The sequence below is a fragment of the Actinoallomurus sp. CA-142502 genome (assembly GCF_050936355.1).
In the GTDB taxonomy this organism is placed as follows: domain Bacteria; phylum Actinomycetota; class Actinomycetes; order Streptosporangiales; family Streptosporangiaceae; genus Actinoallomurus; species Actinoallomurus iriomotensis.
Genome location: NZ_JBNJMY010000002.1, coordinates 65,244 through 89,732, shown reverse-complemented (window position 1 = coordinate 89,732; position 24,489 = coordinate 65,244). Strand labels below are relative to the sequence as shown.

Below are 24,489 nucleotides of genomic sequence, written 5' to 3'. Positions count from 1 at the left end.
GGTGGGAAGCAACCTCGCCCAGCGGGCCGCCGTGCAGCGCCAGCAGAACGAGACCGCTCCGGCGCAGCAGACCCTGGCCCAGCAGATCCAGTCGATGCACAAGGCGTTCCAGCTCGCCATGCCGCGAGGTGCCGAGGCCGGCCAGCTCATCCGCGACGCTCTCACCTGCGTCCGGACCACAAAGAACCTCGCACAGTGCGACCCGCAGAGCGTGCTGGGCGGGCTGATGACGTGCGCGCAGCTCGGCCTGCGCCCCGGTGTCGGAGCGCTCGGACACGCCTGGCTCCTGCCGTTCTGGGACAAGAAGGCGAACGTCGACGAGCGGGGCCGCCCACGCGGCGGGTACGCCGCGCAGCTCGTCATCGGATACCGCGGCTACGCGAAGCTGTGCTACCAGTCCGGCCAGGTCCTGAACATCACGCCCCGCACGGTGTACACGCAGGACGAGTACGAACTGGTGTACGGCCTGGCCGGCGACACGCTCGTCCACCGGCCCCACCTGGACGGGCCGCGCGGTGAGCCGCGCCTCTACTACGCGGTCGCGCGGCTGAAGGACGGCGGCTACGCGCTCACCGACCCGATGACGCAGGCCGACATGGAGGCGCACCGCGACAAGTACGCCATGGCCAAGAACAAGCAGGGCGAGGTCGTCGGGCCGTGGAAGACCGAGTTCGAGGCCATGGCGCACAAGACGATGGTCCGCCGCATCATCAAGCTCCTTCCGATGTCGACCGAGCTGGCCGTCGCGCTCGCGGTCGACGAGGGCGTACGCCTCGACGTCACCCCCGACATGGACGCCTCCGAGGTCACCCGCACCATCGCCGGTGAGGTTGAAGCCCCGGACGACAACGTTTCGGGTGAGGGTGCGGCGCCGCACGACCCGGACGCCGAGGCCGCCGCGCAGGCCGACGCCGAGGCCGCGGGGAAGAGCGGCGAGGGCTCCTGGCCGTCGGTCGCAGAGCCGGGCGGTGAGGCCTGATGAGCGCCCTGGTTCCCCTGTCCACTGTGACCTTTCACGACGGTCAGAAGCTCCATGCCGACCTGCCCCGCAACACCCTCGACCCGCGCTACCCGCTGTGCACCAACCACCGGTTCGCCTGCCTGTGCCGCGAGGCGGAGACAGCGGAGGACCGGCAGGAATGGCGCGCCGAGCTGGAGCACGCGCGGAAGGTCTTCGCTGAGGTTCTCGCCGGCCACCCGACCTACACCGACGACGGTCGGAATCAGTGCCTCTGCACGGGTTGTCAGGTGGCCCGCGCGACCTACGGGCAGTTCCGCTCCTACTCGGACATCCGGCGGGAACGCAAGGCGGCAGCCCGACGCCAGCAGGAACGCGACGTCGAGATCGACCGACTTCATGGCGAGATCACCAAGCTCCGGGCCCGGCTCCGCGGACGGAGCGGTGAGGCCTCTATCGACATCCTGCGCGACGCCGTACAGACCGAGGGCGGCAACTGGACCGTCCACCGCGCCAGCCACGCTCTTCCCGGCCGGTGGATCGCCCCGGAACGACTCCGCACGCTCCTCAACCAGCTCGCCGACGAGGGCCTGCTGATCAAGCACGGCAAGCTCGGACGGCTCTGGACTCCCGTGGGGGGCGGCGATGCCTGACACCCGCGCGAAAGCTCTCGCGTACCTGCGGGACGGCAAGGTCCTGATCTCCTACGCGCTCGGGGCTGGCGACGACCGTAAGCCTCGAGACGTCTTGGCGTATGTCGAGGGCTACAGGTCCACCCACCTGGTGCGGCTGACTGCTGGTCGCTGGGGCTGCTCGTGCCAGGAGACCGGCTGCGCGCACGTCGCCGCCGTCCAGCTCGTCACCGGCCACCAGTCGGCCGCCGCGCGACAGCCGGCGGCCGTGCCTGCTGAGGCGGTGCGCTGATGGCGACCCAGCACCTGACGATGCCCGAGGCCCGCCGCTTCTTCCTCCGAGAACTGCTCGCCTACCAGGAGCACCGAGCGGAAGGCCTCACCGTCGATCAGGCCGCGGCCGAGATGCGCATTCCCTTCGCGGAGGCGCGGGAGTACGAGGCCGCGGTCACCTGCCTGATGAAGGACCTCAGGAAGGACCTGATCCTCATGCCGCCGTCCGGCTGCCGCTGGTGCGGCATCGAGGACCGCGAGCACGCCCAGCGCTGGACGAAGCTCGCCGGCTGGCACGGCTGGATGGCCCCGCTCCCGGAGCAGCGGAAGGCCCGGCTGCTCGCGTTGCGCGCGGCCCGCATGACCACCGAAGACGAAGCGGCCTCCGACCCGGCCCGGTCGGAAGCCGCCCCAGAGAAGGCGCATCACGAACTCTCGGAAGGAGCCGAGCGCCATGAATGATCATCCCACCACCCGGCCGCCCGAAGCGAGCACCCGCAAGCAACAGCTCGCCGCCGCCCAGGCCCTCGTCAAGCTGCTGAAGGTCGAGGACATGCCTGAGCTGACCTGGGAGATGTCCGCGTACGACGTTCGCCTGGAGGGCCTCGTCCGCTCCAACCAAAGCGACGAGGAGCGGCGCGACGACGTCGCTTTCTGGGCCGACCTCTTGGAGGTCGACGTAGCTGAGGACTCCGGCACCTATGAGGACGGCGTCGCCTGGCACGACGTCTTCGCCGACGGGACGTTCAACGACTTCCGGGTCAAGGTCTGGACCCGATTCCACAGTCGGAAGGCGAGTGCGTGATGCGCGGCAACAGGGACACCAAGACCGCCACGAGCGCCCCGGCCCCGGCCGCACTCGTGGTTCGCAACGAGGAGACCCTGCGCAGCATGTGGGGTGAGCACCTGAAGCTCCGCCGCATGGCCGCCGAGCAGGCCCAGATCGAGAAGAACGCCACCGAGGACGCGGTCGCTGCCGAACGGACCGCCATGGCGCATCGCACGACGGCAGAGAAGGCCCACAACGTCGGTGCGAGCATGTCGGACTCCTCCGACGACCTGGCCGACATGGTCAACGAGAAACGTGCGGCGATGAACCTCCCGCCCCTCGTGCCTGGCGCACCGTACGATCCGCCGGCCGATGTCGCCGAGCAGGCCGGTCAGCCGGTCGCGGGCGCGGCACCGGAGAACGGTGTCCTGCCGCCGGGCGTGGTCCCGGTAGGACCCGAACTCGGCTCCGCGCTGGACACCCGCCACGACGGGCACATGCCGCTGGTGCAGAACGGCCGGCCGGGGGGTGCGTCGGCGTGATGACCGTCTGGAGCGCACACCTGTACGACCCCGAGACCCGCGGCGTCGACCTCGAGCTCGGCGTGGAACCCAGCGTCGAGGACGCCCAGGAGTTCGCCGAGGAGTACCTCCGCCGTGAGATCCCCACCGGGGCGACGTGGACGCCGCACGGCAGCCACCGCCGCGTCCTGACCCTCGACGGCAAGCCGGTGATCGTGCGGCGCGACACCGCACTCGCGCAGGTCGTCGTAGCCGAGCGGGAAATCCCGGGGGTGCTGGTCCCGTGAAGCACTACTCCGAGGCCGAGCGCCTGGCCGATCAGGCCAACCACTGGACCTACGGCGATGGCAATGACCCCACTGTGGGAGCCGCCCTCGCCGCCGAGGCACAGGCACGAGGCTTGCTCGCGCTGGCCGACGCCCTGGCGTTGCTACGGCCGCTCACTGCCGTCGGCGGCGAGACGCCCAGCGGCGCGAGTCGCTACGACGCCGAGTTCGATCGGCTGGCCGATCGGTGGCGCGCGATCGAGGACGAGCACGACCAGATCCACCCGGACCGTGACGACTGTGGCGGTGTAGGCGCCTGCGTGATGATGCGCGCCGCCCACGACCTCGAAACGCGGATGCAGGACGCGTTGGAGTCGTGGCGACGGGGTGCCGACGGAGACGAGGAGGACTCCGTCGGCGAGGCTCGCTGCCGGGTCTGCGGCTGTACGGAGAACAACGCCTGCGTCGGCGGTTGCCACTGGATTCCCGACCCCCTGATGGGCGACCTGTGCAGCCGCTGCGGCTTCGTCAACGTCATCGCCCAGTTGAACGCCGGCGAGATCAAGCTGGACGACGCCATGACCGCGATCCGCCAGCGGCTCATGGGGCAGGAGGACGACGGCGAGACCGACAGCGACGCAATGACGTACCCGGCGCCGGGCAGCGACATCCCCGACCAGCCCGGCTACGTCGTGGGCACCTGCGGCCACCGGGTCGCGGCCAGCGAGTGGCGCGCCGGGTACCGCGTCTGCGAGCGCTGCCCCCACCCGGACACCACCGGCGCCCACGTCACCGCGCCAGACGACGTCGACCCGGCGGAGGCTGCGGACTTGATCCGCCAGGCCGTCGAGTACCTGCGCGGCCCGATCGCGGACCAGGCTGAACGGCGGCACCGCCTCGCCGCGGCCGCAGGGCCGCTCGCCGCCCTGCTGGACGAGGCAGCGCGGCACTGGGACGCCGTCCGCATCGCCGGTGCGACCCCGCCTGGCGCTGAGGCTGTCGCTGTTGCCCGCAAGCTCACCGGTGGTGCGTGGTGAGCGCCGCTTACGCCTGGCTCGCCATCGCCGCCGCGGCCGCCATCATCGTCGTCGCCGTGCTGCTCGCCGCGCACGGCCTGCCCGCCGCCGTCGCCGCCCTCCTCGCCGCGCTCGTGGCCGCCATGTGGAGGTGGGTGCTGTGGCGCACCCGTACCGCCCGCCGCCGCGACTACCACCGGCACGGCCGGCCGGGCGTGACCCACCACATCCGGCCGACGCACCGCCGCCGGGCCCGGTTCGAGGCGACGGTCCCTGCCGCGCCCACCACCGTCCCTGACGCTCGACCGTTCACCGCGAGGACCGCATGACCCCCGAACAGATCCGACGCCTCCGTGACCTCCATGATCTGGCCACCGCCGGGCCCTGGGAGGTCACCGAAGACGACAACGGCGACGGCTACCCCGAGATCGGCATCTGGGCACCGAAGGCGGGAGGGACCGGCGAGTACGTCGCCGAGAACATCACCAGCACGACGGCCAAGAACGATGCCGAGGCCATCGTCGAAGCGCACAACCGCCTGCCCGACCTGCTCGCCCAGGTGAAGCGGCAGCGCGAGCACCTCGACAAGGTCGGCGCGGTCCACAACGGCTGCCCGAACACCCGCGACGACATCCACTGCCCGTGGTGCCGGATCGCCGAGCTGGAGCAGCAGGCGTCCGGGTGGTCCGCAGCCCAAGACATCGTCGAGCGCGCCGTACGTAAGGGCTACGACATCGGCGGTGCCGAGCTGGGCGGCCTCGCCAAGGCATTCGCCCTGAACGGCGGTGCCGGCCAATGAGCACCACCTACCGCCGTACCCAGACCCCGGACGGGGCCCGCGTGCGGGTCCGCACCGACGACCGAGGGTTCCACCTGTCCGCCGGCTCGAAGCAGCACATGCGCTCCACCCGCACCGAGGCGTACGGCCTGCTGATCACCCTCGCGAGCGCCTTGGGCGTCAAGGTCACCGGCCTGCCCGACTGGGCCGCTGAGGCCGAAATCGAGGTGAGTGACCGATGACCCCGGAGGACCGGATCCGGCAGCACTACGCCGCGCACGGCTTCGTCGCGACGACCCGTTTCGACCGTGACCTGATGCTCTCGGTCATCCGTGAGCAGCGTCGCAGGTACGCCCACGAGCGCCCGTACGCCGCGATGAGCAAAGCCGCGGAGAGCCTGCACCGTCTCATACGAGACGACGACCACCTGTTGCAGGTCGACCCGGGCACCGCCTCGGACATTCTGCTCGCCATCTCGTCGCTTCTCGGCACCTACGCGGTCGGCGGGATGCACCCCACGGCTCTGGTGAACGTCATCGCCTACCTCGCCGATGATCTGGCCAAGGAGGCCGCCGACCGGCAGCGGTCCGCTGGTGGTGAGGACCGGTGACCGAGAAGCTGATCGCCTACCGAAGCACCCACCCCGACGTTCTCGCCACACTCGCGAAGTACCACGCCGACGTGAAGCAGTGGCAGGCCGACGCCGCCGAGCTGCTGAAGGAGCTCGGCTTCACCGACCGCGGTTTCCTCGTCGGCCGAGGCCTCGGCCAGCGCTGGATCGCCGGCGTCGAGTACCGCGACGGCGACCCGGTTCCGACCGGGTGGCGGCTCCGCAAGCGCCGCGGCCGGGTCGAGGGCCTTACCCCGCATCGCGGTACCCAGGCCGGCCGGGCCATCGCGGCGCAGATCCAGGCCTGCCCGGTGCCGGACATGCCGCAGGCCCACCTGCCGGGGATGCCCGCCGACCGGCCGTCCGACGAAGGTCTCCGCTCGCCCGGCCTCCGCGAGATGGCCGGTGCCGTCTACGTCACCTGGACGATCGACGCGATCCCGGAAATCCCGGCCGACGGACCGGAGCGCGAGGAACACCTCGGCGACGACGAGCACTGGCGCACCATCCGGCTCGTGCATCACGTCGACCTGGCGATCTGGGAGCGCGTGCCGCTCTCGCAGTACTACGCCACCGTCGAGGCACAGGACGAGGCCAAGGCCGGTGAGGGCCAGTGATCACCGCCATCGCCGTCGTCCTCATCCTCGCCGTGGTCGCCGCCCTCGCCGGCGTTGTCTACGTCGAACGTCGGACGGCCACTCCGATCGACTGGGCCGCGCCTGCCACGGACCTCGCCGATGTCGACCAGGCCGAGGCCAGGCACTGGGACGCGGCCGAACGTCGCGCGCCCATCGTCTGGTCCGACACCGCCCGCGGCTGGGTCTGCGCCGCTCGTGCCGAAGGCCTGCCCGGCGGGATCTGCGCCTGGCGCGCGGTGCACGGTCCCTGCCCCGACCACGGCCGGCTGATCGTCCCGGACCCGACCGCAGCGTGGCCGTGCGACCGGGAGGAAACCGACCCGGACGCGGCGTACGAGCACGACGTCACCGGGCACGACTACTGGGCAGGTGCCTGATGCCGAAGATCGTGTACGTCGAGAAGCGGTTCACCACCAAGAGCGAAGCGATCATTCGCCGCGCTGAGGAGATCTGCCGCGAGTACGCCGACCAGGGCTACGACCTCACTTTGAGGCAGCTGTACTACCAGTTCGTCGCGCGCGGCTGGATCCCCAACGCGCAGAAGGAGTACAAGCGCCTCGGGGAGATCATCAGCAACGCCCGCCTCGCCGGCCTGCTCGACTGGCGTCACCTCGTCGACCGGACCCGGAGCCTACGCGGCCTGTCGCACTGGGACTCGCCCGACCAGATCATCGACTCGACCGCGTACAGCTACCGCACCGAACGCTGGGCCAGCCAGCCGCATCGGGTCGAGGTCTGGATCGAAAAGGACGCCCTCGTCGGCGTGATCAGCGGTGTCTGCGCTCGCAACGACGTCGACTACTTCTCCTGCCGCGGCTACACCTCCCAGTCCGAACTGTGGGGCGCCGCCCAGCGGATGATCCGGTACCAGGACGCCGGCCAGCAGCCGATCGTGATTCACCTGGGCGACCACGATCCCTCCGGGATCGACATGACCCGCGACATCGCCGAGCGCCTGGAGCTCTTCGAGGCGGACGTCAAGGTCATCCGGATCGCGCTGAACATGGACCAGGTCCAGCAGTACCGTCCCCCGCCGAACCCGGCGAAGCTCACCGACTCACGCGCCGACGGCTACATCCGACGGCACGGCCACTCCTCCTGGGAACTCGACGCCCTCGACCCCTCCACGCTCGGCCAACTCATCGAGGACGAGATCGGCCGGTGGCGCGATCAAGGCCTCTGGGATCGCGACACCGCGGCGATGGAGGCCGACCGCGAGCTGCTCACTCAGGTGTCCCGCCGCTGGGCCGAGGTGCGGGACTTCATCCAGGACGGCGGCCAGGGGCGGCTCCTGTGAGGTACCTGCTCGCCTGCCTCCGTAACCGGATCGACCTGCTCATCGCGGACTACCGCCGCTGGCGTGCTGGCACCCACCTCCTCGAGGAGATGGGCCGCCACCCTGAGCGCATCGCGGACCTGCCGGACCCGGCCCAGCAGATGGAGTACGACGCGATCGCGGACGACCTCCTCGCCGACGAGGAGCTCGTCGAGGCCATCGTGCGGACGGGGTGGATCCGATGACGCCCAACGACGTCACCGACGAGCAGTTGCTGACCGCCCTGCGCGCCGCCTGCGACTGGCCGGTCACCAGCCTGGACGACTGCCCGGACGAATACGTCCAGACCATGCGCCTCGGCTTGGCCGCGGTCCTGCCTGAGCCAGCTGACCGGCCGGATGACCTCGTCAAGCTCACCCGTCTCGCGATCTCGGACCCGGGAGCCTTCCTGCCCCGCGGCCGCGATGTCCGTGACGGCGAGGTGCTGTACGAACCCGTCACCCACTGGGGCGCCCGCGCGGTGATCACCGCTGTCTTGCCGGCGCACGAGACCCACGTACGCGAGCAGGTCTCCAACGAGCTCGCGGCCGAGGGCGAGCGCGTGATGGCCAAGGGCGTCGAGGAGGTACAGGGCGAGGGGACCGCCGGCTTCTCGACCGCCTTGCGGGCCGCCACGATCACCTGGACCTCGAAGTTCGTGCGGGGTGCCACGTGACCATCACACAGACTCGGGAGGCCGCGCGCACACCCGCTGACGCCCAGAGCGCGGCCTCCCGCCAGCCACCCGTCGAGGAGTTCCTCCTCACGCTGGCCGCACGGCTCTTCATCGCCGCGGCCATCGGCCTCGCCTGCGCACTCGCCTACCAGCGCGGCTGGGAACCCGGCATCAGCATCGCCGCGATGGGCCTGCTCTGGCACTTCATGGGAGGCGCGCGGTGAACCGTGCCCTACGGCTTGGCGGCGTCGTTGTCGTCCTCGCCCTGCCGGTCGTCCTCGTCCTCGCGCTCGCACTCGTCGCCCTCGCGGGCGCGGCCGAGGTCGCCGAGCACATCGACGAACCAGACCTGGGGGACGCATGAGCGACACGTTGTTCGACGTCGACCCGACGCAGGTCGGTACGCCCGAGCCGACCGAGAAGCTGTCCGCCGACCGGCGCCGCACGCTCCGCCAGGCCGACGCCCTCACCCGCAGGCGGCACCCGCTCGAGCTGGCGCTTGGCTTCCCGCTCGGCCTCCACCCGGCGGCGGCGGCCGACGACCGTACGGCGCCCGGCCTCCGCTGCGGCACCTGCGGCTTCCGCCAGGTGCTGACGCACAACGACGGCCGGTTCCCCAAGTGCCTGTTCGCCGTCACGGACAAGACCGCCCCACGTGTGACGCGCGGCGCGGGCACCGATGTACGCGCCTGGTGGCCCGCCTGCAGGGACTACCAGGCCGCCGAGGAGGCACCGACCTCATGACGACCATCCCTACGCCCGGCGCCACCACCGCCCACGCGCCGGGCACCCGCCCGCCCGCGGCACTCCCGGCCGCGGGCGGGCGCCCCCGCCGACGCCGCGCAGGGACCGCCACCACCAAGACGACGTGCGGGACGCTCGGCTGCAACCGCGTCCTCACCCCGCAAGACCGCCGCGGGCGGTGCAACGCCTGCTACAACCGGCGCCGCCGCATGGGCCTGTGCGGGTGGGTGACCGACACCGATGAGATCCGAGCACGCATCCAGCGGCTCCGCGACATGGGGTGGACGTGGCGGCAGATCGCGGAAGCCGCAGGCGTGAGCCCCAACGTGCCGATCTTCCTCGCGACCGGGCGAACCCAACGGCTGTGGCCCGAATCCGCTGAGGCACTGCTGTCCGTACCGCTCACACCGCCGCCGGACAACCGCCGTGGCATCGACTCCACCGGCTCCCGCCGCCGCGTCCAGGCCCTCGCCTGGATGGGCTGGCCCGCCGAGGAGGTCGCCCGCCGCGCCGGCACGACCAAGAGCACGCTGGCCACCGAGATCCTGCCGTCGCGGCAGATCTCGGTCGCGCTCGCCCGGCGGATCAACGCGGTGTACCGCGAGCTGTCTGCGCGGCCGGGGCCGTCGAAGAGCGCCGCGGTCAAGGCGCGGTCGCTCGGGCACGCGCCGCCGGCGGCGTGGGATGACGACCGGATCGACGATCCGCGTCACCGCCCTCGCGGCGTACGGCGCCCTGGCGATGACGCCCCGGACCCGGGTGCGTGATGTCGGGGTGGAGAGACGAAGCCGCGTGTCGCGGCATGGATCCCGAGCTGTTCTTCCCGGTCGGCGGCGTGGCCGCCTCGACGCGCAGGCTCTGCTCCCGTTGCCCTGTCCGGGAGGACTGCCTCATCGAGGCGGTGGCCGACGGCCTCGACGGGTTCTGGGGCGGCACCACCCCGAAGGAGCGGCGCGGCATGCGCCCGGCCGCCCGCCGCAGGCCGCCTCGCTTCCGGGCCCGCCGCGACCCCGCCGACCGCATCACCACGGAGACGACCATGGATGAAACCGACGAAACCAATGAAGCCACCGACGTCACCGCGGCGTTGCTCAACGGCCAAACGGTCAAGGCGGTCGCGCAGGAGCACGGCTGGCCGCGCCAGCGTGTCACCGCCCTGATCAACGGCAAGGCGGGCTGGACCCTCGACCCGCACAGCGACACGGTCATCGTCGGCATCCGCCACGACGACACCGCCGGCGAGACCGCGGTCGACCTGTCCGAGCACGACCAGGCCGACGACAGCGACGTCGACGACCTAGACCTGTCGGGCCTGGAGGAGCTCCTCCGGCGCGGCGAGAATTCCTCGTTGCCCACGACCCGGACCACGGCGGAGAAGGTCCGTGCCGCCGTCGACGACCTCCAGCGGCGGGTCAAGACCGAGGCGGTCGAGCAGCAGGTCCTCGATGAGATCGCCGCGCTGGAGAAACAGCTCGCTGCCCGGCGGGCGAAGCTGCAGGAGCTCCGCCCGGGCAAGACCACCGGACGGCGCCCCGCCGGCGACGGGCCGAACCCGAAGGACGTCCGTGCGTGGGCGGCCAGCCGTGGCATCAAGTGCCCGCCGCGGGGCCGCATCCCGCAGGAGGTCCGGGAGGCGTACGACCGCGACCACGCCGGCTCGGTGAACGCATGAGCCGCGAAAGCCCCGCCAGCGCGGTGGACCTGGAGCGTGAGCGTGTCCGGGACCCCGTCGCCCTCGTGCGTGAGCGTGACGCCCCGCCGGTCGCTGAGCGCCTCGCGGAACGGCTGAGACCTATCACCCCTGAGAGGGCCGCGCGGAACGCCGCGCAGCTCGCCACGGCGCTGCAACAGGCCACCCCCGTGTCCCCGGAAAGCAGGAGCTGAATGAGCGGTCGTCTCGTCGGCGAGGTCCACGCGTGGCTGCGCACACCGGCAGCCGAGGGCCTGAACGTCTCGCAGCGGATGGTGCTGTCCGCCATCGCCGAGCGAGCCAACGACCGTAACCGCGAAATGTGGAGCCACACGCTCGATGGATGCACGCAGTTTGAGTACCTGATGGAGGTGACGGGATTGAAGAAAAGCGCGTTGTCTGCCGCGCTGAATGGGCTCGCGGAAAGGGAATTGGAAACGCGGATCGTGGTCGGCTACACGAAGGCCAGTGCGCCGGTATTCGCGCATCGCGGGCGGGCGATGAAGTTCATTCTTCCGGTGCTTCCCGCGTCCGTCGCGCTGCCCCGCCCGTCCGACGACGACCCCTCCGGCCCTGTGGATAACCCTGGGGACGGTGCTGTGGAGAACGCTCCGGCCGAGGACGAAAGCCTCCGGGGAACCGGAACCTTCGACGACGGAAGCCTCCGGGGAACCGGACCCATTGGCCCGAAAGCCTCCGGCCAACCGGACCCTATGAGGGAGAAAGCCTCCGGGGAACCGGACCCCAATCCCTCTAAAGAGAATCCCTCTAAAGAACATCCCTCCCCTCCGATGGATCCCACCGACCCACCTGAAGAGGAAGACGCCACCCCGGCCGCCGCCCCGCCGACGACCCGGACGAGCGACCCCAACAGCTGGGACCCCACCTACCCCGAAGCGTCCGAATACCTGTCCGCCCTGCCGAATGACGGCCAGGAATACATGGACGCCGCCGGAAAAGAACTCGGCACGAACACCCCCGTCACCCTCCGCGTCGTCCACGCCGCACGCGCCGCATACCGAGCCCAGAAAGGAAACGCCGCATGAACGCCATCGGCTACTCCCACTGCCGGAAATGCGAAACCGCGCTCCGCAGCCGATTCCCCCGAAAACTCGGATACTGCGGCCCCTGCCGCGACGCCCTCACCGACACCGAGCTCCGCGCCGCCATGGCCGGCGCCGACCCCACGCCACCGGCCGCCACGGCGTCCGCCGCCGAACGGCCGGCGCCCGCCCCCGCACCGCAGCCGACCACCCCGGCCCTCCCCAGCGAGCCCGACGACGTCCCGCTCTGCCAGCCGCACGGCGGCGTCCTCGGCCGCTGCGCCCTCTGCCGCCGCGACGACGACCCCAAGCGCATCACGGACCGAGTCATCACCGAGATCCAGCGACTCCCCATGGACCAGCGCATCGCCGCCCAGCGCGCCACCGCCATACGCCGCTACCGCCCCGCCGCCCAGCTCACGATCGGAGCCTGACCATGCCCGGCACCGCACTCGAACTCCGCCACACCCCCGTCACCATCTGCGTCGCCGGCCCCACCCCCGAAGACCCCGACTTCGCCGACGCCTGCAACCGCTGCTGGACCGACTGGCCAAGCCTCATCGCCGAACTCGCCAGCTACCCCGACGCGCGTCCCCAGCCCATCGACTGGTCCGCCCACACCGGCCCGTACGCCGAGGAGCCCCCGTTCTGATGGCCACCACACAGACCGCGGACAAGCCCGAGTTCCGATGCGACCCGAGCGCCCTGCTCGACTGCGCCGAACGCCTCCGCCCCGACATCAACCGCCGAGACCTCGAAGGCGCCCTCATCAACGCCCGCGACACCGGCTGCCCCTGGCCCTGGACCTTCGTCATCACCGCACAAATCCTCGCCAGCGGCGAAACCGCCTACGACCTCCACAACGCCGTCCGCAACTGGCGGCTGACGCACACCGGAAGGCCCTCATGACGGACGGCCCCATGCGCCCGGACGGCCCCATGCGCCGTGACCCGGGCCGCTGGTGTGAGGAACACCAGCGGTACGAGTGCACCAAGCACGGGAAGGGCGGCGGGTCCTGCCACGGCTCCCGTATTGCGGGCACGCCGACCTGCCGCATGCATGCCGGCGTTTCCGGCAAGGTCGCCAAGACCCAAGGGGAGGCCATCACCGCCTGGTCCGCGCTGAGCGGGAAGCCGGTCGTGTCGAACACCGAGGCCGTGCTCGGCATGCTCCAGATGTCGTGGCTGCGGGTGCACCTGTACGCGGCGCTGTTGGAGCGGCAGGTCAACGAGGCTCAGGCGGAGGCCGCACGGGAGCCGGCCGTCCGCGCGGCCGTCGCCGAGGCGTACGACGAGGTGTTCGAGGAGCGGTCGCAGGGCGCCCCGCCGGTCGGGCCCGGCGTGGGTCTGATCGGGCAGCAGTTCTCGGGCGTGAAGGACATCGGGATCTTCGCGACGGGTGAGGCGATCCGCGGGCTCGCGCAGCTGGAGGCTCAGGAACGCGACCGGTGCGTCCGGTACGCCAAGACGGCGCACGACATGGGCATCGCCGAGCAGCAGGTTCAGCTCGCCGAGCAGCAGGCCATGCTGCTGGCCGGGGTCGTCAGCCGGGTCGCGGATGGACTCCTGGCGGCCGTGCTCGGCCTGCTGAACGGCGGCGCGGAGGACGTCGGCCGGGCGGCTGACGGCGTACGGCAGGCGTGGCCGGCGTGGATCCAGGAGATCGTGCCGCGGGAGTTGCGCGCGGTGGCCGGCCGGAGTGATGCCGCGTGAGCGACTTGATGACGCCCACCGAGGCCGCGTGGGTCCGCGAGAACGTCTGGACGCCCGCCTACCGCGACGTCCACGACGCCTACACCCCGGGCTACTTCCATCTTTGCGCCTGCCAGCGCGGTATCTGCGGCGCGTGCGACGGCACCAGCGACAAGGGCCGGCCTCGGCATGATCGGTGCCTGTCCCGGCAGCACGGTCGGCCCCTGGTGCACCCGCTCGCGTACCTCACCGATGGCCGCTGCATGGTCTCCGGCCCGGCGCTGTGGCCCGCTGACGGGCCGTCGTGCCGGTACATCTGCCCGTGCCCGTGTGCCAAGACCGGGCCTGCTCCGGAGCCGCCGTCCCGGCTTGTGCCTGCCAGGGATGTGGCGGAGCGGTCCGCCCCTGCACCGCGGCGCGTGCCTGTTCCTGCGCGTGGCGATGACGTGCTGTTCGACGTGACGGTGAGCACCTGATGCCGATCGCCGTGCACCGAACGTTCCGCCGCCCGGGCGACCTCCGCCGCACGCGGGTCCGGTACCTGCACGTCCTCGCCGAGGACGGGCCGCACGCTCGCGAGCAGGCGCTGTGTCGCCAGCCGATGACCGACACCCGCGCCTCGTACGCGACGGTCCTGGACCCGATGCCGGCCGTCCCGCCGAACGGCCTGGCCTGGTGCCCGCCGTGCACCGGCCTCCTCGCCTACGAGCTCGGTGCTCTGCGGGACATCGCCGCCACGTTCGCGCCGACCCCGTCGGCCACGACCCCCGGAAGGGAAATGCCGATGAAGGCGCTCACCGTGAAACAGCCGTGGGCGTGGGCGATCATGAACGGCAAGCCGATCGAGAACCGCGGCTGGACCACCCGCCACCGCGGCGAACTCGCGATCCACGCCGGGAAGGCCTGGGCCCTCGACGGCGAGGACAGCCCACTCGTTCGGGCCGCGTGGCTGGCCGCCGGCCACGCGCTGACCGACCTGAACCGGCGCAACCCGCTGTTCCACCTCGGCCAGGTCGTCGCCGTCGCCGACCTGACCGGCATCTGCACCACCCGTGACGCCCGCACGGACTGCGGCTGCGGGCGATGGGCGTTCCCGGGCGCGTGCCACTGGCAGCTCGCGGACCTCCAGGCGCTGCCCGAACCGGTGCCGCACCGAGGCGCCCAGAGCCTATGGCCGCTGCACCCCGAGATCGCGGGTGCCGTGCGCGCGCAGCTGGCCACCCAGGCCGGGCCCGATCAGCGCAACGCCGGAAGGCCCGCCCGGGGCGACCGGCCATCCCTGAACCCCGAACCGGAGATCCCGTGACACTCGCCCAGCTCTGGCCGTCGCTCATCGTGCTCACCGTCGGCCTCGTCCTCGTCGGCGCCGCGGTCCTCATGCACTACCTGGTCGACGAGGACAGCGACCTCGGCTGCCTCCCGATCGTCCTCGCGGGCATCGGCGTGATCCTGATCTACAAGGGCGGCGATGCCCTCACCACGGTGGCCGGCCGATGACCGGCCGCCGTGCGAAGTGGACCCGCGCCCCGCTGCCCATGCCGATGCCCGGCATGACCTGCTGGCAGCGCGAGGCCAGCGACGGGCACCTGTCCGTCGTCGTCGGCCGCGACCCCGCCGTCGACCTGCTGTGGCACCTGTCCATCAGCCACCGCCTCAACCTCCCGGGCAACCCGCCCGGCCGGTACCCGACCTGGGACGAGGTCACCGATGCCCGCTACCGGTTCGTGCCCGACCAGGTGACCATGGCGATGTTCCTCCCGCCCCGCGCCGAGTACGTCAACGTGCACCCCACCGTCTTCCACCTGTGGCAGGTGGGCGAATGACCGGCAGCATCTGGTGGCACCCAGGATCGAGCGACGGCAGCCCCGTCCCCGACCATCCGCCCGTCTACCTCGGCCCGGCCGCCGGCGAGACGCTCCGTTTCCCAACCGACGAGACGGCCGACCGCCTGGTCCTCCCCGCCACGCCTGAGCACCTCACGGTCACCTTCACCGCGGACACCACCTCGTACGAGGACGGCCTCCAGCGCCTGCTCCTGGCCCTCGCCGTGCGGTTCACCGCGATTTGCCCCGGCTGCCGGCGCGAGACCCACTGGCTCGACTACGACCTCGAAGCCGAGTCCTGCCGGGCCTGCCTGGAGATCATCCCGCGCCTGCAACGCATCGTCGCCGGCGCGCATGTCGACTGGGCACCCGTACGCCTCGAGCTGCACTGGAGGCCGACCCGATGACCGACCGGACCGAGCCCCGGCCGTTCGCCGAGCTGACCGACTCCGGTTTGCTCTGGCTGATCAACCGCGTCGTCTTCCACCCCCGCGGGCTCGCCCTCGCCATCCACGTCGACGGCAACGGGACCGCGACCGCCTGGAGCCTCCAAGGCGACGGCACCGAACCGTGGTCCTTCCCTCCCGAGCGGGAACGGGAGCATTTCCAGCACGCCGAGCAGACGCTTCGCGACGCCGCCGACCGAGGCGGTGAGTAGGTGATGACTGACATCTGCCGCCCCCAGCACGCTGTCGACCTGCCCGACGCCGGCCGCGGCACCTGCTGCATGGGCGCCGCGGTGTACGGGCCGGACCGCTGCACCTGCTGGGAGCCGGTATATGACCTGGACCAGCAGCCGCTTCGGCCCGGCCTGCCGCTCCCGCCCGACCCACTCGCGATGTGCGGGGACTGCGCATACCGGCCGAAGTCCCCGGAGCGCCAGGGCGAGGCCGGATACGCCGGTGACGAGGACCTCCTCGAAGACCTCGTCACCTCCGGCACCCCGTTCTACTGCCACGCCGGCGTCCGCCGCGCGGTGACCCTGCGGCACCCGGCTGGTGTCGAGATCGCCGCGCACCCCGGCGCGTACGACCCGCCGGTCCTCGACAGCGTCCCGTACAAGGCCGACGGCACCCCCGCCACCCTGTGCGGCGGCTGGCTCCTCCTGCGAGCGAAGGCAGCGACCTCATGAGCCGCGACCACGCGCCCAGCATGTGCCTGCTGCACGGCGCCTTCCACACCATGGCGCCCGACTGCTGGCGCCTCGCCGCCGACTGGTACTTCCGCCACGCCGACCTCGACGACGACACCGGCCGCGCCATCTACCAGGCCGCCGTCGAGGCCCACATGCTCGACCAGCTCCGGCACGACCGGACCCTGCCCGAAAGCGAGAACCCCACCACCGTGGACCCGACCACCTGCCCGACACCGGGCTGCACCTTCCCCAAGAAGGCCAGCCAGTACCTGTGCCCCGGCTGCTGGTACACCCTCCAGCCGGCCGCCCGCCGCGCCCTGTCCCGCCGTGACGACCTCGCCGTCCGGCGCCTGGCCGAGCTGCGCGAGCAGCTCCGCCAGGACACCGCGCTTCGCCAGGTCGTGATCACACCGTGAGGTTTCACGGACGCCTGGCGCGGTGGCTCGGCATCCCGGCGTGGGAGGAGACCCCGGCGCGCGTCGAGCTACCGACTGCCGGCCGCGCCACGTCGCCCAACGAGTGCGACCGGCCCACCTCGCCCGTCATGAGTCGGCCTGCGGCTCCTCCGCGCCCCGAGGTGGAACCCGAGGCGGCCCCGAAACCGCCGGAACAGCTTCCGCACGCCGCCGTTTCTCCCGCACCGGCAGACGGCCCGCGGCCCGGCAAACTCGCCGCGCTCACCCCCGTCCTCGGCCGCCGCAAGGCCGGTCAAGCTCTCTGGGCTGCCCACCTGCTCACCGAGGACGAGCGGCGGCAGGCCGAAGAGATCCTGCGGAGGTTCCGCTGATGGCCATCTGCCAGCCCTGCGCGAACGCCGCCGACACCGACCAACGCATCGCCGCCGAACACGGCACGCCGACGCTCGGCCACGACCGGGCGATCTGCCGCGACCACGGCCGCACACCCAACGGCTGCGGCTGCGCCCACCGGCCCGCCGGAACCGCGACGCCACAACCCGCCCCGATCGCCAACACGGAAGGACACACCCGATGAACGGCTACATCAGCGCGCTCCACGACCTCACCGAAGTTCGCCTGGACGATCTGCCCGGCCTCGACCTGACCCCGATCCTGGCCCGCGTCCTGCCCACCCCCATCCCCACTCCCACGCCCGCCGAGCCCACTACCGCCGTCGTCGTGGGCGGATTCAACTCCTACATCTGACCAGGAGAAACATGACGATCCGGATCTACGGCGCCAGCGACGACGCCATCGAACTCCGCGGCGACATCGTCGAGGAGCTGTACACCTACGAGACCGGCCCCGTCGTCTGGCGCGGCGAACTGCGCGCGCCCGACGGCGACACGATGCGCGTGCACGCGCTGTTCGACGGCTGCTGGGCCATCGCCGTCGGCCAGGTCGACGAGGACACGTCGCTCCTGGCCTGGCCGGTCACCATCGCACCGGCCCCGGACGAGCGCCGCTCGGTCATGGCCGAGATCCACGCACCCCGCCGGCACCGAGCTGGTCAACGTCTGGCCGACCAAGGGCGGCGACGATGACTGATCTCAACCCGGCCGACTACGTGCGCAACCTCGACCTGCTCGTCGGCGCGACCACCGCGTTGACCATGGTCGCCGACGAGATCGACATCCCCGGGATGCGGAGCGTCTGCGAGCAGATGCAGGCCCTCGCGCCCGTCCTCGAACCGACCGCCTACCAGCGCGGCGGCATGACCGCCCTGCGCGAGCAGGCCGCGTTCCTCGCCGCGCTGGAGGCGTTCGTCACCGAGGTTCGCAAGCTCGACCGCCCGGCCACGCGCCGTACCGCCATGTCCGACCACGAAGGAGACCGACCTTGACCGACCAGGCCGCCGACGAGTCCGTATTCGCCGAGTGGGCGATCCTCGAGCTCCTCGGCCATCGCCGCCTCGCCGGCCGCGTCACCGAGGCCCAGATCGCCGGCGCGAGCTTCCTCCGCATCGACGTGCCGAGCGAGCCGCCCGCGACGCAGTTCTACGCGCCCGGGGCGGTGTACGCGATCACCCCGACCACCGAGGAGATCGCCCGCGCCGTCGCCCGCCGCTACGCACCGGCGCCCGTCCAGCGATACGAGCTCGGCCCGCTGGTGCCCGCCGATCGCGAGGCCGACGCTCCGTGGAACGGCGGAGGCCCACTCTGATGGCCGAGCGACTCACCCCGAACCCCTACAGCCCGTATGCCGACGCCGACCCGGCTACGCGGCACCTGCTGCCGTCCCTGCTCGGTGCGAGGCCGAAGCCGGGCGGGCTGTGCCCAGCCGCCTGCGGCGGCCTGGCGGTCGTCCCCGAAGGCACCCTCGGCGACATCACCGACCTGATCAACGAGGGCCGTACGGCCGAGCTGCCGCCAGGCTTCTGCCTCACCTGCCTGGCGGTAGCCACTGGCCGCGAACCGGAGCCGCCCGGCACGCCCGGTGTCTGCCGTGAATGCGGTGAGCGCAGCTCGCACGGAGACCTGTGCGCTCTGTGCCGCCAAGACCTGCACGACGCGTGGTGGCCGACCCGCGAGCAGGAGGCCGACCGTGGCTGAGGACCCGCGTGGCATGGCCAGCATCAACAACGGCCAGCCCATCGTGTTCGCCGAGCCCGAGCCGACCGCGCCTGGGACCACCACCACGCCGAGCGCCCGCGAGACGCTGATCGCCGCGCTGCTCGACGCCTGGAAGCTGCCCCAGGCCACACGCTCGCGCATCACTCGCGAAGCCGCCGGCCGCGACGTCGACGCGATCCTCGCCGCGCTCGCCGCCGACCAGGGCGACCTGTGCGAGCGGATGGCTGAGGCACTCAAGCGGTTCTTCGACGACCCGCCAACCGATGACGGGCCGGAAGAGTCCCTCCGCGCCGCCGGTCGCGCCGTGCTGGCCGTCCGCGATGAGCGCGTCGCGCACCTCACCGCCCGCCTCACCCAGGCTGAGGCCCGTTGGGAGCTGGAGCGGCAACGCGCGAACGCGGCTGAGCGGAAGTGCGAGATGGCCGAGCAGGCAGCCCAGCGCTGGCACGACGAGTACGGGCGCATCCTGGCCGAGCGGGACGACCTCCGCGCGCACCTGACCGGCGTCGCCATCCATGCCCATCGGCTCAAGGCCCACACCGCTGGCGGCACCTCCGCCCGGGCGGTCCTCGTCGACCTGCTCGCCGCCATGGGCGCCCTCCACGCCCCCGACGCCGGACGTCCGATCTGCAAGTGCCCGCCCGGTTGTGGGTGCGGTCACACGAGTTCCCTGGAGAGCCCCGAAGGAGGGAGCCGGCCGTGACCACTGAGCCTGCCCCGTACGACAGCACCGCGGACACGCTCAAGCACGCCCAGCGCGTCGGCGAGCTCATGGCGCCCCTGATCGCCGAGCTGGTCAACCGCTCAGTCCGCCACGACCGCAGCAAGACCGAGCCGCCCGAGCTCGAGGTGTTCAACGAGTTCACCCCGAAGCTCCGTGACTCGACGTACGGCTGCGAGGAGTACCACGGGCACCTCGCCGCGATGCAGGCCGGCCTGGAACACCACTACGCCAACAACCGCCACCACCCCGAGCACCACGCGCGCGGCATCTCCGGCATGACGCTGGTCGACCTGATCGAGATGCTCGCCGACTGGCGCGCCGCGAGCGAGCGGCACGCGGACGGCAGCCTCACCAAGTCCCTCACGATCCAGCGGAAGCGCTTCGGGATCGACGACCAGCTCAACGAGATCCTCTGGAACACCGCCCGCGAGTATCGGTGGCTCGATCACCAGCCCTGCGGCTCGGTCCACGAGGCGCCCGACGGCACGGTCATGACCTGCACCGTGCCGCTCGACACCCCGGAAGGCCACGACGGCGACCACTGCGACGGCCAGCACGAGCCGTATACGTGGCCGCGAGAGACCGCCGGGGAGGCACGCCGTGGTTCGTAGGCTTCCCCAGCTCCGTCAGGCCGTGGCCGACGCGATCACCCACCACCCCGCCAACCGCACCGGCACACCCGAGCAGCGCCACCCCGTCTCGCTGATGCTGGCCGACACCGTGCTCCGCGTCGTCCGCCCGTGCACCTGCGACGGCGACCCGATCGAGTGCACCCACGAGACCGCACGCGCACAGGCCGAAGCCCGCCTCGAACGCGTACGACACCGCCACCGCGGCCCCCGCACCGACCGGCACGGCTCCGGCTGCATCGGCTGCGGCCTCATCTGGCCCTGCCCCACCTACCTCGACGTGACGGAGGCCGACCGTGGCTGAACAACACAGCGGCGTACCCCGCCTCAGCTGGAAGGGAGAAGCCCAAGACCGCTACCAGGCCACCGACACCGCCGGCGTGCTGTGGAGCATCGACCGCCACCCAACCCCGCGGGGCCGCCAAGGCAAGAACGAGGACTGGTCCGAACTGTGGTGGTTGCACCGCGGCGACGCCGACCAGCTCAACCCCGAAGTCCACGACAGCTGCCCGGTCGTCACAAGCCGGAGCATCACCGCGCTGCACCGACACCCGTCGATCCTGCGCTACGCCGACGTTCTCGCCGCCGGGTGGTGGTTCGAATGCTGGCGGATACCGAATGGCCAGCCGGACTCCGAGCGCGTCATGCGCCGCGGTGACGACCGGGCCCCGCTGTCCGCGCTCCTCGGCGAACCGGTCATGGTGCACCCGCAGCTCCTCCTCAACGCCGAGCTGGAGCGGAACGACCTTCAGCGGCGCGCGTACGCCGCCGAGGCAGCCGTCGAGCGGGTGCGGCGTCTGTGCGAGCTGACCATTGCCGCGTCTTGTCGCGTGCAGGCCATCGAGCAGGCTCGGGACACCCTTGCCGTCCTGGACGGTGGCGCGTGAGCGGCCGCGGCTACAACCACGTCGCCAACGGTGTCGTGGTCGCGCAGCACGAGTTCAACCGCCACCTCCGCGACCACATCGGCCGCCGAGAAGGCACCCCCAAGAAGAAGCACCGCCAGTCCAAGCGCCGCAGGAGGAACCGTGTCTGATCCGAAGGCCATCCCCGTCGACGCCAACCTGCGACCGCTGCTCGCCGCCGCCCTTCAACGCAGCGGCGGCAGCCTCACGCTCACCCACCTCGAACTCGGCGAAGCGGCAATCGCGTCGTACCGCGCCGGCATCACGGTCGAGCACACCGACGACGGCGCGATCTTCCGCCTCGTCGAGAAGCCCGAGGCCAGCCGTGGCTGAGGGCATCGTCCACATCGCCGGCCCCGACATCACGGTCGGCGCCCAGCTCCGGCAGCGCTGCGCCTGGTGCGGTGCCGTGCTCCTCGACTACGACCTCACCCGGATCGCCGTGCCGGAGGGCGATGACCCGCGCCCGGGCACCTGGCCGGTCGGCGCGCTGGTCGAGGTCGCCGGCAACGCCTCCTGGGAGCGGGACCACGTCGACGGCGACCCGCTGCCGGCCAACGCGTGCGGACAGATCGACCACGAAGTCACCGGCGCCGACGTCCAGCAGCTGGTCGGGGACCTACGCAAGCGGATGGCCGAGCTGATGATGGAGGAGCACAACCGCACCGCGATCGTCTGCGAGCACACCCAGATCCGCAGCTTCGGTGCGCTCGCCGACGCGGCCCTCCTCGCGGTCGAGGAGGATCCCATCCTGGAGATCCGCCCGTACTACCCGACGCAGCACGCGTATGAGGCAGCCTGTCGCGCGCTCGCCAACCACCGGGAGCGCGCCGACCGGTACCGAGCCCTGGCCACGGAAATCCTCAGCCACATCACCCAGCATGGCCACCCCGGCGAGGCATGCGTCCGTACCGGTTGGCTGCGCGAGGAGACGGTCGCCGTCTGGCGGGCCGCCCTGACCGAGGACCTCCCACCGGCCGGTGCGGGCCCGCTACCGGTCAGCCGGGCCGACCTCCGCGACCACATCGCCGCCCGCGTCCGCGACACCGTACGGCTCCGCCTCGGCCCCCGCGCCATCGAGCAGGCCGCGACCGGACCGATCACGCTGTCCGGCACCGACGCCGACCAGATCGCCGACGCGACCGCGGCCGCCGTCCACGACTTCATCACCCCGGTGTTCACCGCCCAGCACCAGGCGCTCGAAGCGGCACGCGCTGACGCGGCCGGCCTCCGAAATCGCGTCCAAGCGCTCGAGGAGAGCGGAGCCGAGCTCCTGCACCGTGCCGAACAGGCCGAGGCCGACCACCCGCGAGACGGCCAGTGACGGCCCGGGCCACCACCGGCTACCACCTCGGCGTGGACCAGCGCGCCCGACGCGGCGACCCGCTACGCCCCGTCGAGCTCGACATCCTCCGCCAGCTCGCCGACGGCGCACACGACCCCGAGATCGCCCACGCCCTCGACATCTCGACCCGCACGTACCGCCGGTACGTCACCGCGATGCAGCACAAACTCGGCGCCCGCACCCGCGCGCACGCCGTCGCCATCGGCATGCGCGACCACCACATCGACCCCCACGAAGGACACCCACGATGACCGACCAAACCACCGACACGCCCAGCGCCGTCTACGACGTCTCGGATCAGAGCTGGCCGCCCAGCGGTTCCTTCCTCAGCGCCTTCTGCACCTGGCTCGCGACCCATGGCATCGACCCGAACGCGACGACCCGTGTCGAGCTCATCGCGCCCGCCGAAGCGGAGGTCGGGGGGCCACTCATCCGCGTCTACCAGATCGACCGGACGACCGGCGTCGCGCGCGAGCCGTTCAACTTCCTGACCAAGACCCCGCCGCCGAGCCCCGAGGACTACGCGTGACCGACACTCCGTACGCCGCCGACGCATGTCCGGGGCCGTGCAATCGCCGGTACCGCAAGACCGTCGACGCCTACCTGGCCGCGCAGGTCGTCCACGGCCAGGCCCTCGCGGACTACGAGGAGGCCCGTCCCGTCCTGGAGGCGGCCTTCAAGGTGGCCATGGCCGCGTACGAGGAGGCGTACGGCTGGTGGAAACATCACGCCGACGCCGGGGTGCTGGTCGTACGGGAGCCGATCAGCCCCACCTTCCCGCCCCCGCCCGCCCCGCCGGCGGAACCCACCGAGGACGACCTCGCGTACCGGAAGGGAGACCCGGTCTGGTGCTCACGCGACGCAGGCCTGATCCGCGGCGCGCTGACCGCCCTCGACGACCTCGCGTCCCTACTCGGCTCCTGGGCCGACGGGCACCGCGGCTCCACCGCGAGCCAGAAGTACGGCACGACCGGCAACCGCGCGAACCCCGGCTCACCGTCGCCGATCGGGGACACCCTCGACGACCTGTACAGCCAGCTCGTCAAATGCGAGGACGATTGGCGCGAGTACCGCGGCTACCGGCGCCGGCCGCAGCGCGCCCGAGACTCCCGCGCCCGCCGGCTCACGCTCGCCTTCCTCATCGACGAGCTGCGGGACATCCTCAACCACCCCGGCAGCGTCCAGTTCGGCCGCGCGGTCCTGTGGTGGGAGCGCACCCTGCAGGAGATGACCAAGACCGACCCCGTGATACAACGGCGCCCGGCCCGCTGCCCGAACGACCGGTGTCGGCAGCGCGCACTATGGACGCGCGCGGACGGGATGATCGAATGCCGGGCCTGCGGCCGACTCATGCACGAGCACGAATACCAGGAGCTCGTTGACGCGGACGACGGCGGCACCGACATCCAGGAGGCGAGTAGACCGTGAGACGCCGCATCGCCGCGCAGCTGCGCACGTTCGCCGACACCCTCAGCGACCCGGCCGAGGTCGAGTCCGCCGCCCTGTTGAGCGTCAAAGCGCAGTGCGCGATCGCCCGGATGCTCTACGGCCGCGCGGAGCGCGTACGCCACCAGCTCGACCGGCGCAGCCCCGAGCACCTGCTCGACATGCCCGAGCCTGAGCGCGGCGTGACGTGGATCCGCGCCGTCTCCACGTCAGCGAGTACTTGCGCGGCCTGGCCCGCGCGACATCCCCCTCTCAGAAGCGCTGCACGAGCTGCCGGCCCGGCACGCGACCTGCCGATACCGTTATGGTGAAGAAGCTGAGGTTCCACGCGA

General features: G+C 71.7%; 54 protein-coding genes. All 54 read left to right on the top strand.

The window, feature by feature from the left end; all coding sequences use genetic code 11:
* Position 1 precedes the first annotated feature (1 nt).
* The 54 genes from recT (at position 2) to ACQEV1_RS52805 (ending at position 24,468) form a co-directional block, all read left to right on the top strand.
* The gene (recT, locus tag ACQEV1_RS53070) at positions 2 to 979 is read left to right on the top strand and encodes a recombination protein RecT (RefSeq protein WP_433389878.1); all 978 of its coding nucleotides are present in this window, start codon (positions 2 to 4) and stop codon (positions 977 to 979) included.
* On the top strand, positions 979 to 1,611 hold the full coding sequence (locus tag ACQEV1_RS53065) for a hypothetical protein (protein ID WP_433389875.1): 633 nt from the start codon (positions 979 to 981) through the stop codon (positions 1,609 to 1,611). The genes recT and ACQEV1_RS53065 overlap by 1 nt, the downstream gene beginning before the upstream one ends.
* Positions 1,604 to 1,882 carry a hypothetical protein gene (locus ACQEV1_RS53060; RefSeq protein ID WP_433389873.1) on the top strand — a complete coding sequence of 93 codons (279 nt, stop codon included), beginning with the start codon at positions 1,604 to 1,606 and terminating at the stop codon, positions 1,880 to 1,882. The genes ACQEV1_RS53065 and ACQEV1_RS53060 overlap by 8 nt, the downstream gene beginning before the upstream one ends.
* Positions 1,882 to 2,325: a hypothetical protein gene (locus ACQEV1_RS53055; RefSeq protein ID WP_433389870.1), complete on the top strand. Its 444-nt coding sequence runs from the start codon at positions 1,882 to 1,884 to the stop codon at positions 2,323 to 2,325. Before ACQEV1_RS53060 ends, ACQEV1_RS53055 begins: the two co-directional genes overlap by 1 nt.
* A complete protein-coding gene (locus tag ACQEV1_RS53050; RefSeq protein WP_433389868.1) occupies positions 2,318 to 2,668 on the top strand; it encodes a hypothetical protein in 351 nt (116 codons plus the stop codon). Before ACQEV1_RS53055 ends, ACQEV1_RS53050 begins: the two co-directional genes overlap by 8 nt.
* Positions 2,668 to 3,174: a hypothetical protein gene (locus ACQEV1_RS53045; RefSeq protein WP_433389865.1), complete on the top strand. Its 507-nt coding sequence runs from the start codon at positions 2,668 to 2,670 to the stop codon at positions 3,172 to 3,174. Before ACQEV1_RS53050 ends, ACQEV1_RS53045 begins: the two co-directional genes overlap by 1 nt.
* Entirely contained in the window at positions 3,174 to 3,440 is a 267-nt protein-coding gene (locus ACQEV1_RS53040) for a hypothetical protein (protein WP_433389862.1), read from the top strand. Before ACQEV1_RS53045 ends, ACQEV1_RS53040 begins: the two co-directional genes overlap by 1 nt.
* On the top strand, positions 3,437 to 4,456 hold the full coding sequence (locus tag ACQEV1_RS53035) for a hypothetical protein (protein ID WP_433389860.1): 1,020 nt from the start codon (positions 3,437 to 3,439) through the stop codon (positions 4,454 to 4,456). Before ACQEV1_RS53040 ends, ACQEV1_RS53035 begins: the two co-directional genes overlap by 4 nt.
* The gene (locus ACQEV1_RS53030; RefSeq protein WP_433389857.1) at positions 4,453 to 4,764 is read left to right on the top strand and encodes a hypothetical protein; all 312 of its coding nucleotides are present in this window, start codon (positions 4,453 to 4,455) and stop codon (positions 4,762 to 4,764) included. The genes ACQEV1_RS53035 and ACQEV1_RS53030 overlap by 4 nt, the downstream gene beginning before the upstream one ends.
* Positions 4,761 to 5,234, top strand: coding sequence for a hypothetical protein (locus ACQEV1_RS53025; RefSeq protein ID WP_433389854.1), 474 nt, complete (start codon positions 4,761 to 4,763; stop codon positions 5,232 to 5,234). Before ACQEV1_RS53030 ends, ACQEV1_RS53025 begins: the two co-directional genes overlap by 4 nt.
* On the top strand, positions 5,231 to 5,455 hold the full coding sequence (locus ACQEV1_RS53020; protein ID WP_433389851.1) for a hypothetical protein: 225 nt from the start codon (positions 5,231 to 5,233) through the stop codon (positions 5,453 to 5,455). The genes ACQEV1_RS53025 and ACQEV1_RS53020 overlap by 4 nt, the downstream gene beginning before the upstream one ends.
* Entirely contained in the window at positions 5,452 to 5,823 is a 372-nt protein-coding gene (locus ACQEV1_RS53015; protein WP_433389849.1) for a hypothetical protein, read from the top strand. The genes ACQEV1_RS53020 and ACQEV1_RS53015 overlap by 4 nt, the downstream gene beginning before the upstream one ends.
* Positions 5,820 to 6,440 (top strand): hypothetical protein, encoded by a 621-nt coding sequence (locus ACQEV1_RS53010; protein ID WP_433389847.1) that lies wholly within the window; start codon positions 5,820 to 5,822, stop codon positions 6,438 to 6,440. The genes ACQEV1_RS53015 and ACQEV1_RS53010 overlap by 4 nt, the downstream gene beginning before the upstream one ends.
* Positions 6,437 to 6,838, top strand: a complete 402-nt coding sequence (locus tag ACQEV1_RS53005; RefSeq protein ID WP_433389845.1) for a hypothetical protein — start codon at positions 6,437 to 6,439, stop codon at positions 6,836 to 6,838. Before ACQEV1_RS53010 ends, ACQEV1_RS53005 begins: the two co-directional genes overlap by 4 nt.
* The gene (locus tag ACQEV1_RS53000) at positions 6,838 to 7,758 is read left to right on the top strand and encodes a hypothetical protein (protein WP_433389843.1); all 921 of its coding nucleotides are present in this window, start codon (positions 6,838 to 6,840) and stop codon (positions 7,756 to 7,758) included. The genes ACQEV1_RS53005 and ACQEV1_RS53000 overlap by 1 nt, the downstream gene beginning before the upstream one ends.
* On the top strand, positions 7,755 to 7,982 hold the full coding sequence (locus tag ACQEV1_RS52995; RefSeq protein WP_433389840.1) for a hypothetical protein: 228 nt from the start codon (positions 7,755 to 7,757) through the stop codon (positions 7,980 to 7,982). The genes ACQEV1_RS53000 and ACQEV1_RS52995 overlap by 4 nt, the downstream gene beginning before the upstream one ends.
* On the top strand, positions 7,979 to 8,452 hold the full coding sequence (locus ACQEV1_RS52990; protein ID WP_433389837.1) for a hypothetical protein: 474 nt from the start codon (positions 7,979 to 7,981) through the stop codon (positions 8,450 to 8,452). Before ACQEV1_RS52995 ends, ACQEV1_RS52990 begins: the two co-directional genes overlap by 4 nt.
* The gene (locus ACQEV1_RS52985) at positions 8,449 to 8,676 is read left to right on the top strand and encodes a hypothetical protein (RefSeq protein WP_433389835.1); all 228 of its coding nucleotides are present in this window, start codon (positions 8,449 to 8,451) and stop codon (positions 8,674 to 8,676) included. The genes ACQEV1_RS52990 and ACQEV1_RS52985 overlap by 4 nt, the downstream gene beginning before the upstream one ends.
* Entirely contained in the window at positions 8,673 to 8,816 is a 144-nt protein-coding gene (locus ACQEV1_RS52980) for a hypothetical protein (protein WP_433389832.1), read from the top strand. Before ACQEV1_RS52985 ends, ACQEV1_RS52980 begins: the two co-directional genes overlap by 4 nt.
* Positions 8,813 to 9,196, top strand: coding sequence for a hypothetical protein (locus tag ACQEV1_RS52975; RefSeq protein WP_433389829.1), 384 nt, complete (start codon positions 8,813 to 8,815; stop codon positions 9,194 to 9,196). Before ACQEV1_RS52980 ends, ACQEV1_RS52975 begins: the two co-directional genes overlap by 4 nt.
* A complete protein-coding gene (locus tag ACQEV1_RS52970; RefSeq protein WP_433389827.1) occupies positions 9,193 to 9,963 on the top strand; it encodes a hypothetical protein in 771 nt (256 codons plus the stop codon). Before ACQEV1_RS52975 ends, ACQEV1_RS52970 begins: the two co-directional genes overlap by 4 nt.
* Positions 9,963 to 10,868 (top strand): WhiB family transcriptional regulator, encoded by a 906-nt coding sequence (locus tag ACQEV1_RS52965; RefSeq protein WP_433389824.1) that lies wholly within the window; start codon positions 9,963 to 9,965, stop codon positions 10,866 to 10,868. The genes ACQEV1_RS52970 and ACQEV1_RS52965 overlap by 1 nt, the downstream gene beginning before the upstream one ends.
* Positions 10,865 to 11,080 carry a hypothetical protein gene (locus ACQEV1_RS52960; protein WP_433389821.1) on the top strand — a complete coding sequence of 72 codons (216 nt, stop codon included), beginning with the start codon at positions 10,865 to 10,867 and terminating at the stop codon, positions 11,078 to 11,080. Before ACQEV1_RS52965 ends, ACQEV1_RS52960 begins: the two co-directional genes overlap by 4 nt.
* Entirely contained in the window at positions 11,081 to 11,932 is an 852-nt protein-coding gene (locus ACQEV1_RS52955; protein ID WP_433389819.1) for a hypothetical protein, read from the top strand.
* A complete protein-coding gene (locus ACQEV1_RS52950; protein ID WP_433389812.1) occupies positions 11,929 to 12,363 on the top strand; it encodes a hypothetical protein in 435 nt (144 codons plus the stop codon). The genes ACQEV1_RS52955 and ACQEV1_RS52950 overlap by 4 nt, the downstream gene beginning before the upstream one ends.
* Positions 12,364 to 12,365: 2 nt before the next feature.
* Positions 12,366 to 12,581, top strand: coding sequence for a hypothetical protein (locus ACQEV1_RS52945; protein WP_433389809.1), 216 nt, complete (start codon positions 12,366 to 12,368; stop codon positions 12,579 to 12,581).
* A complete protein-coding gene (locus ACQEV1_RS52940) occupies positions 12,581 to 12,838 on the top strand; it encodes a hypothetical protein (RefSeq protein ID WP_433389806.1) in 258 nt (85 codons plus the stop codon). The genes ACQEV1_RS52945 and ACQEV1_RS52940 overlap by 1 nt, the downstream gene beginning before the upstream one ends.
* Positions 12,835 to 13,641 carry a hypothetical protein gene (locus ACQEV1_RS52935; RefSeq protein WP_433389803.1) on the top strand — a complete coding sequence of 269 codons (807 nt, stop codon included), beginning with the start codon at positions 12,835 to 12,837 and terminating at the stop codon, positions 13,639 to 13,641. The genes ACQEV1_RS52940 and ACQEV1_RS52935 overlap by 4 nt, the downstream gene beginning before the upstream one ends.
* Positions 13,638 to 14,096, top strand: a complete 459-nt coding sequence (locus tag ACQEV1_RS52930) for a DUF6248 family natural product biosynthesis protein (RefSeq protein WP_433389800.1) — start codon at positions 13,638 to 13,640, stop codon at positions 14,094 to 14,096. The genes ACQEV1_RS52935 and ACQEV1_RS52930 overlap by 4 nt, the downstream gene beginning before the upstream one ends.
* On the top strand, positions 14,096 to 14,926 hold the full coding sequence (locus ACQEV1_RS52925; protein ID WP_433389798.1) for a hypothetical protein: 831 nt from the start codon (positions 14,096 to 14,098) through the stop codon (positions 14,924 to 14,926). Before ACQEV1_RS52930 ends, ACQEV1_RS52925 begins: the two co-directional genes overlap by 1 nt.
* A complete protein-coding gene (locus tag ACQEV1_RS52920) occupies positions 14,923 to 15,117 on the top strand; it encodes a hypothetical protein (RefSeq protein WP_433389795.1) in 195 nt (64 codons plus the stop codon). Before ACQEV1_RS52925 ends, ACQEV1_RS52920 begins: the two co-directional genes overlap by 4 nt.
* Positions 15,114 to 15,443: a DUF7694 domain-containing protein gene (locus ACQEV1_RS52915; RefSeq protein ID WP_433389792.1), complete on the top strand. Its 330-nt coding sequence runs from the start codon at positions 15,114 to 15,116 to the stop codon at positions 15,441 to 15,443. Before ACQEV1_RS52920 ends, ACQEV1_RS52915 begins: the two co-directional genes overlap by 4 nt.
* A complete protein-coding gene (locus ACQEV1_RS52910; protein WP_433389790.1) occupies positions 15,440 to 15,850 on the top strand; it encodes a hypothetical protein in 411 nt (136 codons plus the stop codon). Before ACQEV1_RS52915 ends, ACQEV1_RS52910 begins: the two co-directional genes overlap by 4 nt.
* The gene (locus ACQEV1_RS52905) at positions 15,847 to 16,101 is read left to right on the top strand and encodes a hypothetical protein (protein WP_433389787.1); all 255 of its coding nucleotides are present in this window, start codon (positions 15,847 to 15,849) and stop codon (positions 16,099 to 16,101) included. The genes ACQEV1_RS52910 and ACQEV1_RS52905 overlap by 4 nt, the downstream gene beginning before the upstream one ends.
* A 3-nt stretch (positions 16,102 to 16,104) precedes the next feature.
* On the top strand, positions 16,105 to 16,575 hold the full coding sequence (locus tag ACQEV1_RS52900; RefSeq protein ID WP_433389785.1) for a hypothetical protein: 471 nt from the start codon (positions 16,105 to 16,107) through the stop codon (positions 16,573 to 16,575).
* Positions 16,572 to 16,994, top strand: coding sequence for a hypothetical protein (locus ACQEV1_RS52895; protein WP_433389782.1), 423 nt, complete (start codon positions 16,572 to 16,574; stop codon positions 16,992 to 16,994). The genes ACQEV1_RS52900 and ACQEV1_RS52895 overlap by 4 nt, the downstream gene beginning before the upstream one ends.
* A gap of 128 nt (positions 16,995 to 17,122) precedes the next feature.
* Complete coding sequence (locus tag ACQEV1_RS52890) at positions 17,123 to 17,365, top strand: hypothetical protein (RefSeq protein ID WP_433389779.1); 243 nt, start codon at positions 17,123 to 17,125, stop codon at positions 17,363 to 17,365.
* A complete protein-coding gene (locus tag ACQEV1_RS52885) occupies positions 17,365 to 17,571 on the top strand; it encodes a hypothetical protein (RefSeq protein ID WP_433389777.1) in 207 nt (68 codons plus the stop codon). The genes ACQEV1_RS52890 and ACQEV1_RS52885 overlap by 1 nt, the downstream gene beginning before the upstream one ends.
* Positions 17,568 to 17,741: a hypothetical protein gene (locus ACQEV1_RS52880; RefSeq protein WP_433389774.1), complete on the top strand. Its 174-nt coding sequence runs from the start codon at positions 17,568 to 17,570 to the stop codon at positions 17,739 to 17,741. The genes ACQEV1_RS52885 and ACQEV1_RS52880 overlap by 4 nt, the downstream gene beginning before the upstream one ends.
* Positions 17,742 to 17,752: 11 nt before the next feature.
* Positions 17,753 to 18,079 carry a hypothetical protein gene (locus ACQEV1_RS52875; RefSeq protein WP_433389771.1) on the top strand — a complete coding sequence of 109 codons (327 nt, stop codon included), beginning with the start codon at positions 17,753 to 17,755 and terminating at the stop codon, positions 18,077 to 18,079.
* On the top strand, positions 18,076 to 18,378 hold the full coding sequence (locus tag ACQEV1_RS52870) for a hypothetical protein (protein ID WP_433389769.1): 303 nt from the start codon (positions 18,076 to 18,078) through the stop codon (positions 18,376 to 18,378). The genes ACQEV1_RS52875 and ACQEV1_RS52870 overlap by 4 nt, the downstream gene beginning before the upstream one ends.
* Complete coding sequence (locus tag ACQEV1_RS52865; protein WP_433389766.1) at positions 18,375 to 18,698, top strand: hypothetical protein; 324 nt, start codon at positions 18,375 to 18,377, stop codon at positions 18,696 to 18,698. The genes ACQEV1_RS52870 and ACQEV1_RS52865 overlap by 4 nt, the downstream gene beginning before the upstream one ends.
* A complete protein-coding gene (locus tag ACQEV1_RS52860; RefSeq protein ID WP_433389764.1) occupies positions 18,698 to 19,087 on the top strand; it encodes a hypothetical protein in 390 nt (129 codons plus the stop codon). The genes ACQEV1_RS52865 and ACQEV1_RS52860 overlap by 1 nt, the downstream gene beginning before the upstream one ends.
* Entirely contained in the window at positions 19,080 to 19,811 is a 732-nt protein-coding gene (locus ACQEV1_RS52855) for a hypothetical protein (RefSeq protein ID WP_433389762.1), read from the top strand. The genes ACQEV1_RS52860 and ACQEV1_RS52855 overlap by 8 nt, the downstream gene beginning before the upstream one ends.
* Positions 19,808 to 20,443: a DUF5662 family protein gene (locus ACQEV1_RS52850; protein WP_433389759.1), complete on the top strand. Its 636-nt coding sequence runs from the start codon at positions 19,808 to 19,810 to the stop codon at positions 20,441 to 20,443. Before ACQEV1_RS52855 ends, ACQEV1_RS52850 begins: the two co-directional genes overlap by 4 nt.
* The gene (locus ACQEV1_RS52845; RefSeq protein WP_433389757.1) at positions 20,433 to 20,765 is read left to right on the top strand and encodes a hypothetical protein; all 333 of its coding nucleotides are present in this window, start codon (positions 20,433 to 20,435) and stop codon (positions 20,763 to 20,765) included. The genes ACQEV1_RS52850 and ACQEV1_RS52845 overlap by 11 nt, the downstream gene beginning before the upstream one ends.
* Entirely contained in the window at positions 20,758 to 21,348 is a 591-nt protein-coding gene (locus tag ACQEV1_RS52840) for a hypothetical protein (protein WP_433389754.1), read from the top strand. Before ACQEV1_RS52845 ends, ACQEV1_RS52840 begins: the two co-directional genes overlap by 8 nt.
* The gene (locus tag ACQEV1_RS52835; RefSeq protein ID WP_433389752.1) at positions 21,345 to 21,497 is read left to right on the top strand and encodes a hypothetical protein; all 153 of its coding nucleotides are present in this window, start codon (positions 21,345 to 21,347) and stop codon (positions 21,495 to 21,497) included. Before ACQEV1_RS52840 ends, ACQEV1_RS52835 begins: the two co-directional genes overlap by 4 nt.
* Positions 21,490 to 21,699 carry a hypothetical protein gene (locus tag ACQEV1_RS52830; RefSeq protein ID WP_433389750.1) on the top strand — a complete coding sequence of 70 codons (210 nt, stop codon included), beginning with the start codon at positions 21,490 to 21,492 and terminating at the stop codon, positions 21,697 to 21,699. Before ACQEV1_RS52835 ends, ACQEV1_RS52830 begins: the two co-directional genes overlap by 8 nt.
* On the top strand, positions 21,692 to 22,690 hold the full coding sequence (locus ACQEV1_RS52825; RefSeq protein ID WP_433389748.1) for a hypothetical protein: 999 nt from the start codon (positions 21,692 to 21,694) through the stop codon (positions 22,688 to 22,690). Before ACQEV1_RS52830 ends, ACQEV1_RS52825 begins: the two co-directional genes overlap by 8 nt.
* Positions 22,687 to 22,962 (top strand): helix-turn-helix domain-containing protein, encoded by a 276-nt coding sequence (locus ACQEV1_RS52820; protein WP_433389745.1) that lies wholly within the window; start codon positions 22,687 to 22,689, stop codon positions 22,960 to 22,962. The genes ACQEV1_RS52825 and ACQEV1_RS52820 overlap by 4 nt, the downstream gene beginning before the upstream one ends.
* The gene (locus ACQEV1_RS52815; protein ID WP_433389742.1) at positions 22,959 to 23,240 is read left to right on the top strand and encodes a hypothetical protein; all 282 of its coding nucleotides are present in this window, start codon (positions 22,959 to 22,961) and stop codon (positions 23,238 to 23,240) included. The genes ACQEV1_RS52820 and ACQEV1_RS52815 overlap by 4 nt, the downstream gene beginning before the upstream one ends.
* Positions 23,237 to 24,139 (top strand): hypothetical protein, encoded by a 903-nt coding sequence (locus ACQEV1_RS52810; protein ID WP_433389739.1) that lies wholly within the window; start codon positions 23,237 to 23,239, stop codon positions 24,137 to 24,139. The genes ACQEV1_RS52815 and ACQEV1_RS52810 overlap by 4 nt, the downstream gene beginning before the upstream one ends.
* Positions 24,136 to 24,468 (top strand): hypothetical protein, encoded by a 333-nt coding sequence (locus tag ACQEV1_RS52805; RefSeq protein ID WP_433389737.1) that lies wholly within the window; start codon positions 24,136 to 24,138, stop codon positions 24,466 to 24,468. Before ACQEV1_RS52810 ends, ACQEV1_RS52805 begins: the two co-directional genes overlap by 4 nt.
* The last annotated feature ends 21 nt before the right edge of the window (positions 24,469 to 24,489 follow it).